This is a genomic window from Synechococcus sp. R60.1, from assembly GCF_047461835.1.
Classification (GTDB): Bacteria; Cyanobacteriota; Cyanobacteriia; order Thermostichales; family Thermostichaceae; genus Thermostichus.
The window spans coordinates 1-6,591 of record NZ_JANSIA010000122.1; the positions used below are offsets into that span (position 1 = coordinate 1).

Below are 6,591 nucleotides of genomic sequence, written 5' to 3' on the forward strand. Positions count from 1 at the left end.
TTTGGAAACAAACAGAATGCTATCGCTGCATAGTTGAACAGTGATGTTCAGCAGTGTTCAGCGTAAATGTATCAGGTTCAGGGGAAAGCAAATCCGATTTTGTGGCGGATTTCCTCCCGCAGGCGGGCGGTGATCGAGGCTTCGTCCAAATCGGCCAAAATCTGGGCTATGGCGGCTTTGGGGCCCTCTGGCCCCCAACTGGCTCCCTGGGCCAGGTAGCGGCGGGCGGACTCGCCGATGGCATAGCAGGAAAACCCGGCCAACACCGCCTGCGTCAGGGCCACGGAACCGTAGGCTCCCAGAGAGAATCCCCCCAGCAAGGTTTTCAGGGATCCCAGGCCCAACAGCGCCACCCACTCGCCGGCGCCCAGGCTGAGCATGCTGAGGATGATCTTCTGCAGCAGTTGTGTGGCTCCTGCAGTGCTCATGGGCCAGCCGTACAGGCGGGCCAGGCGCAGGATCAGGGTGACATCGATGGCCAGCCCTCCCAAGGTATCGAGCAGGGTGATGGGGTTGAGGGCAACCGCCAGCGCTTTGGTGCGGGCGGCTGAGGCGATGAGGTCTTGGGCTTGCTGGGCACGGGTTTGCAGCTTGCGCTCAATTACCTGCTGGTTAACCCGATCGGCAAACAGGAGGGCATTCAAGGCCAGCAGCGAACGCCCCTCCCGATGCAGGACTTCCAGGATTTTCAGGCGCAGCTCATCCACCTGCGGGGATCCCACTTCCATCTGGGCAGCAAAGCTCCCATCCGGCCTTTGCACCAGGCGGGGTACGCGAGGGGAGGCCGCCACCATGACGATCTCGTTGGGAGAAAGGAGCTGCCGCACCCGTTCGTTGCGGATCTTGTCGTAAATGGCCTGGCGATCTGCCTCTGGGTACTGGTCGATCTTGTTGAACACCAGCAGCATAGGCTTGCCCGCCTCCCGCAGGGTGGCCAGGGCCTCAAACTCCACCCGCGTCAGATCCCCGCAGACGACAAACAGGATCAAATCCGCCCGCTGCGCCACTTCTCGGGCCAGCCGCGCCCGCTCTTCGCCGTCTACTTCATCCAGGCCGGGAGTGTCGATCAGCTCCAGACGGGATCCCTGCCAATGGGCGACCTGTACCGACTGCACCGAGGAAGGGGGGAGGCGGGATCCCTGCAGGGATGTGCCAGAGAAGGAGGACTGGGGGCGGGTTTCCCAGCTGATGTTCCAAGTTGCCGCTTGCTGGGTACGGGTGATGCCATGGGTGGGCCCCGTCTCAAAGACTGGCTCGCCCAGCAGGGCATTGAGCAGGGAAGACTTGCCTCGCCCCACCAGACCAAAGGCGGCGATGTGGATGACCTCGGTTTCCAGCTTGTCCAAGAGCGCTTGCAAGCTCTCCAACTCCCCTTCTAAGCCCGCGACCTCTTGGGGGCGCAGATCCAGTTGGGCCACCCACTGGCGCAGGCTGCGCTTGGCTTGTTGGTAGTTGAGGTCATCTTGTAGGGTGTTGCGGCGAGCCATAGCCGTAGCGCTCAATAGCGGTAGGAAGCAGCCCTTAAAAGACTCCACTTTGCTCTCGGGATCGGCAGGCTTCCCCACCGGACAGAGAGCTTCTCATCGGACAATACAAGGGACAATACAAGACGATCATAAGAGGAAGGGAAGAGTTAAGCTCAAAGCAAGGCGGCCTCAGCCGCCGGGATCCGCAACTCAAAAATCCGATATCCAAAACTTGGCAAGAGGAGGTTTTCCATGCCCAGGGCTATCTGGAATGGGGTAGTGGTGGCGGAGACAGACCGCTACGAAACCGTAGAAGGCAACATCTATTTTCCGCCGGAATCTCTGCGCCGGGAATACTTCCAGCCCAGCTCTACCCACACCATCTGTCCTTGGAAGGGGGAGGCCAGCTACTATACCCTCGTGGTCAACGGCCAGGAGAACAAAGATGCCGCCTGGTACTACCCGGATCCCAAACCCGCTGCGGCCAACATCCGCGGCTATGTGGCCTTCTGGAAGGGTGTCAAGGTGGAGCCCTAGCCGGAGCCGAGTTTGTCAACCGGGTATGATGGGAAGAGTGGGTTGGAGAGGCGATGCCATGCTGACCAATGGCCGGATCCTGTTTGGCGCGGCCCGGTGGGCGAGAAAGCTGGGCCTGGCCGGATTGAGCCTGGTGCTGTTGGGCTGCAGCCCCGCAGGTTTTCGCACCCCGCGTCCCAGCCTGACCAACAGTGGCCTCAACAGCATCTTCCCCGATGGGGAGCCTGCTTTCAACGGAGATGGCCGCTACCTGGTGTTTTCCTCGGCCCGCAGCGGCAGCCAGGATATTTTTCTCTACGACACGGTGGAACGTCGCTTGGTGGATCTGCCCGGCCTCAACTCCAGCGACGTGGCGGCTACCTCGCCCGACATCAGCGCTGATGGCCGCTACATCGTCTACGTGTCCAATGCTCTGGGCAAGTCTGAGATTTTTCTCTACGACCGCGAAACCCGCAGGATAGAAAACATCAGCAGCCGGGTGCCAGGAGATGTGCGCAACCCCACCATCAGCGGTGATGGCCGGTTTATCGCCTTCGAGAGCAACGGCCAAGGACAGTGGCACATCGAGATTTTCGACCGGGGGCCGGCGGCCAGCACGCGCCCAACCTCACCCTCTTCCCCCACTTCTGGCGACAATCCCTGAGGGGATCCTCAAGCTAGGATAGACCCCCCTGCTTTGCAAGAGTTGTTGCATGTCGATTCCCCTCGCCCAGCGACTTCAGCCCCTCGGCGGCAATGTGTTTGACCAAATGGATCGAGCCAAGCGAGAGGCTCGTCGCTCTGGCCTGGATGTGATCGATCTGTCTCTGGGATCCTCCGATCTGCCCCCACCTTCAGACTCCTTGGCGGTCATCCAATCGGCTCTGTCGGATCCCTCTACCTATGGCTACACGCTGTTTCACGACACGGCGGACTTTCGGTCTGCCTGCGCCAAGTGGTACAGGGGCAAGTTCGGCCTGGAGATCGATCCGGAAACAGAGGTGCTGCCGTTGATCGGATCCCAGCAGGGAACGGCCCTCTTGCCCCTGGCCCTGCTCAACCCCGGCGATGTTGCTTTGGTTGCGGATCCGGCCTATCCCTCTCACGTGGGCGGGATCCATCTGGCGGGCGGGATCCCCTACTACCTGCCCCTGCGGGCGGAAAACCGCTTCTTGCCCCGCTGGGATCGGATCCCGGAGGCAATCTGCCGGCAGGCGCGGCTGCTGGTGCTGAACTACCCCCACAACCCCACCACTGCCACCGTCACCCCGGAGTTTTGGCAAGAAACCCTGCAGTTTTGTCAGCAGTACGACATCGTTCTGGCCCACGATTTTCCCTATGTGGACTGGCGCTTCGACGGCCAGGTGGCCCCTTCTGCGCTGCAGGCGGATCCCGATAAAACCCGCACCATCGAGTTTTTTTCTCTCTCCAAGTCCTATCACATGGGGGGATTCCGGGTAGCCTACGCCATTGGCAGCCGAGAGCTGATCCGAGCCCTGCGATGGGTGAAATCCACCATCGACTTCCACCAATACCAGGGCATTCTGCGGGGGGCAGCAGCGGCTTTGGCAGTTCCCGATAGTTTTTTGGAGCGCTGGCGGCAGGTGTACCGAGAGCGACGGGATATAGCTGTGGCGGCTCTGCACCGCATGGGTTGGCCTGTGCCTTTGCCGGAGGCCACCATGTATCTGTGGGCGCCTTTGCCGGAGTTTTATCGCGGCTCTTCTGCCCAGTTTTGTTTGGACTTGGTGAGAGCCACAGGGGTTGCCCTGTCTCCGGGTTCTGGCTTTGGCCCCAGTGGGGAAGGCTATGTCCGCTTTGCTTTGGTGGTCGAGGGATCCCGTCTGGAGGAGGCGGTGGGACGGATCGAGGCGTTTTTGTCCCGGTGCATTTCCTAAATCCCAAACATCAATCCCAAACATCGAGCATCCAGCTCTCGGTTGGTTGTGCTCGCCCACCCTCGGGCAATCTAAGTCAGGATAAGAGTAAGAGTGTTACCCAAGTTGAGTGGGCATGGAGAAGGAAACGCTCGACAGTTTTTTGTCCATCCGCGGGGTGATGGGGGTGGCGCTCTTGAGTCGGGCAGGTCGCCCTTTCTTCTACCGCTCTTTTCAGGATTTGGATAGCCGACAGCAGCAAGCCCTTACCGAAGGGCTGTTTCAAGTTTTGCAGACCATGCCCCCAGGACTTGACTATTTTGACTTTCAGTTTGCCGAGCAGCGGGTTTTCGTTTACCCCCTTGGGCCGGAATGGGCGCTGCTGGTGGCGGTGAATGACGAGCTGGTGATGCCGGTTTACACCTTGGCCGTGAACCGCCTGCGAGCCGAGCTGCAGCAGGATACGCCAAAGGGCTTGGCCACCTTTCGCCTATTGACCAGCCAGGCGGAGGCAGGCCGGAACGCTACCCAGCCCAGTTCCGCTCCTGCGGCGGGCCCGCGCATGGAGATGGATGTCTTCGTGCAATCTCTGAACCGTCTCTGCCAGATTACAACCGGCTATTTGGGCAAGGCAGTGATCGTCAACTATTGGAAAGCAGCACGGCAGGAAGTGGTGGAACGCCAGGGATCCCAAGCAGAATGGCTTAACCAGTTCGAGATCGAGCGCAGCGGCCAGATCCACTACCGGGGATCCCTCAAGGAACTGGACGAATCTCAGCAAAGGGTGCTACGGGATTGGGTGCTGGCTTTTTTCCGTCGCTGTGAAGAGGTAATCCACGATTTTCGCAACTTGATCAAATCGACAGAACTGGGCCTATGAAAAAGGGGCAGGCTTTTTCCTAAGTAGGGCTATCGGCGAACTCTACCCGGCTCTTGGTCGAGGAAAATCCAGGCTAAGCTATGACCATGATCAACCCGGATCGCGCCAGGTGCAGACAAGATCCCTGCCTGGGGATGTCCCTTCTTGTCGCCGCAAGCCGACCCAGCGAAAGATCCGCTTTGCTACCGCGATGCCGCCGGATCCCTCGTTACTATGGGGTTGCGGCACTCTACGCGAAGGAGTCGCTATGCTGAGAATCGTCACCCAGCTAGCCGAGGCTGAAGCCGAGCTCAGACGGATCTCGGAGCGCACTCAGGCTGACCAGAACCTGCACCGCGAAGCAACTGTGCGGGAGATCCTGCAAGCGGTACGCCGTCAGGGGGATCGTGCCCTGCTGGCCTATACGGCTGAGTTTGACCAGGTGGAGCTGAGCGTTGCCGAGCTGAAGGTGTCTGGGGCCGAGCTGGAGGCGGCTTACCAGGCGGTGTCTCCGCAATTGCTTTCAGCCTTACGGCTGGCCAAGCAGCGCATTGAGGCTTTTCACCGGCAGCGGGTGCCCAGCAGTTGGGTAAGCTTTCCCGGCCCTGAGATCGTCTTGGGCAAGCAATACCGCCCTGTGGATCGCGCCGGCCTCTACATTCCGGGAGGGCGAGCCGCCTATCCCAGCACGGTGTTGATGAACGCCATCCCGGCCCAGGTGGCGGGGGTGCCCGAGATTGTGATGGTGACGCCACCGGGATCCGACGGCTCGGGGGGCAAGGGGATTAGCCCGGCCATTTTGGTGGCCGCCCAAGAAGTAGGCATCCACACCATCTATCGCGTTGGAGGGGCTCAGGCAATAGGGGCTTTGGCCTACGGCACCGAGACCATCCCCAAGGTGGACGTGATCACCGGCCCCGGCAACATCTACGTAACTTTGGCCAAAAAGCTGGTGTACGGCACGGTGGGGATCGACTCGCTGGCCGGGCCATCGGAGGTGTTGATCATCGCCGACGAGAGCGCCAACCCCCTTTATGTGGCTGCCGATTTGCTGGCCCAAGCCGAGCACGATCCCTTGGCGGCGGCCATCCTTCTGACCACCGATCTCCAGCTGGCCCAGCAGGTGCAGCAGGCAGTGGCCACCCAGATGGAGGCCCATCCCAACCGTCTGATGGTGGAAAAGTCGGTGGTGAACTACGGTCTGATTGCGGTGGTGCCGGATCTGACGGCGGCGGTGGCTTTGTCCAACCTGTTTGCGCCAGAGCATTTGGAACTGCAGGTGGCAGATCCCTGGGCTTTGCTGGATCCCATTCGCCATGCGGGGGCCATTTTCTTGGGCCACCATACTCCGGAGGCGGTAGGAGATTACCTGGCTGGCCCCAACCATACCTTGCCCACCGCCGGTGCGGCCCGCTATGCCTCGGCTTTGGGGGTGGAAACTTTCCTAAAGCATTCCAGTCTGATTCAATACAGCTCAGCGGCTTTGCGGGAGGTGGCCAGCGCCATTCAGGCTCTCACACAAGCGGAAGGGTTGCCCGCCCACGGCCAGTCGGTACAGGTGCGGTTGGCGGAGGAGCGCTAATCAAGCCCTGGTCGCAGTTAGCTAGACCGCCGGGAAGTCCCACCCTCTGTTAGTGACTAGTGGCTAGTCACTATCCACTCACCACTATCCAGGGTAAGGGTCGGGATAAAAGGCGAGGACACGATCCCTATCGGGATCCCTTTGGGGCTGTTCGGGATCGCTTCCAAGCGCTGCGGCAGGAGTGGATGTTTTTGCTCGAGCAGAAACGGTTGGGGTTGTGGGAGCATGACTCTAGTCAATAATAAGCTCAACTATACTGAAAATAATGTATAATATGTTCAGTACGGATTA

The 6,591-nt window shown here is 60.1% G+C and carries 6 protein-coding genes; 5 read left to right on the forward strand and 1 reads right to left on the reverse strand.

What is annotated here, in order from left to right:
• Window positions 1-77: 77 nt before the first annotated feature.
• Window positions 78-1,487 (reverse strand): DUF697 domain-containing protein, encoded by a 1,410-nt coding sequence (locus NW834_RS12980; protein WP_414328677.1) that lies wholly within the window; start codon window positions 1,485-1,487, stop codon window positions 78-80.
• A gap of 231 nt (window positions 1,488-1,718) precedes the next feature.
• Here NW834_RS12980 and NW834_RS12985 point away from each other — a divergent pair, with 231 nt between their 5' ends.
• The 5 genes from NW834_RS12985 (at window position 1,719) to hisD (ending at window position 6,300) form a co-directional block, all read left to right on the forward strand.
• Window positions 1,719-2,003: a DUF427 domain-containing protein gene (locus NW834_RS12985; RefSeq protein WP_414419034.1), complete on the forward strand. Its 285-nt coding sequence runs from the start codon at window positions 1,719-1,721 to the stop codon at window positions 2,001-2,003.
• 58 nt (window positions 2,004-2,061) lie between these two features.
• Complete coding sequence (locus NW834_RS12990; protein WP_414380455.1) at window positions 2,062-2,646, forward strand: TolB family protein; 585 nt, start codon at window positions 2,062-2,064, stop codon at window positions 2,644-2,646.
• A 49-nt stretch (window positions 2,647-2,695) separates the two neighbouring features.
• Window positions 2,696-3,880, forward strand: a complete 1,185-nt coding sequence (locus NW834_RS12995; RefSeq protein ID WP_414419035.1) for an LL-diaminopimelate aminotransferase — start codon at window positions 2,696-2,698, stop codon at window positions 3,878-3,880.
• A gap of 115 nt (window positions 3,881-3,995) precedes the next feature.
• Window positions 3,996-4,739, forward strand: a complete 744-nt coding sequence (locus tag NW834_RS13000) for a hypothetical protein (RefSeq protein ID WP_414419036.1) — start codon at window positions 3,996-3,998, stop codon at window positions 4,737-4,739.
• A 247-nt stretch (window positions 4,740-4,986) separates the two neighbouring features.
• Window positions 4,987-6,300, forward strand: coding sequence for a histidinol dehydrogenase (hisD, locus tag NW834_RS13005; protein WP_414343017.1), 1,314 nt, complete (start codon window positions 4,987-4,989; stop codon window positions 6,298-6,300).
• Window positions 6,301-6,591 lie beyond the last annotated feature (291 nt).

What these genes read in the sequence shown, in the direction of transcription:
- hisD (WP_414343017.1), top strand. Translation starts at nt 4,987, where the DNA reads ATGCTGAGAATCGTCACCCAGCTAGCCGAGGCTGAAGCCGAGCTCAGA.
- NW834_RS12995 (WP_414419035.1), top strand. Translation starts at nt 2,696, where the DNA reads ATGTCGATTCCCCTCGCCCAGCGACTTCAGCCCCTCGGCGGCAATGTG.
- NW834_RS12990 (WP_414380455.1), top strand. Translation starts at nt 2,062, where the DNA reads ATGCTGACCAATGGCCGGATCCTGTTTGGCGCGGCCCGGTGGGCGAGA.
- NW834_RS12980 (WP_414328677.1), bottom strand. Translation starts at nt 1,487, where the DNA reads ATGGCTCGCCGCAACACCCTACAAGATGACCTCAACTACCAACAAGCC.
- NW834_RS13000 (WP_414419036.1), top strand. Translation starts at nt 3,996, where the DNA reads ATGGAGAAGGAAACGCTCGACAGTTTTTTGTCCATCCGCGGGGTGATG.
- NW834_RS12985 (WP_414419034.1), top strand. Translation starts at nt 1,719, where the DNA reads ATGCCCAGGGCTATCTGGAATGGGGTAGTGGTGGCGGAGACAGACCGC.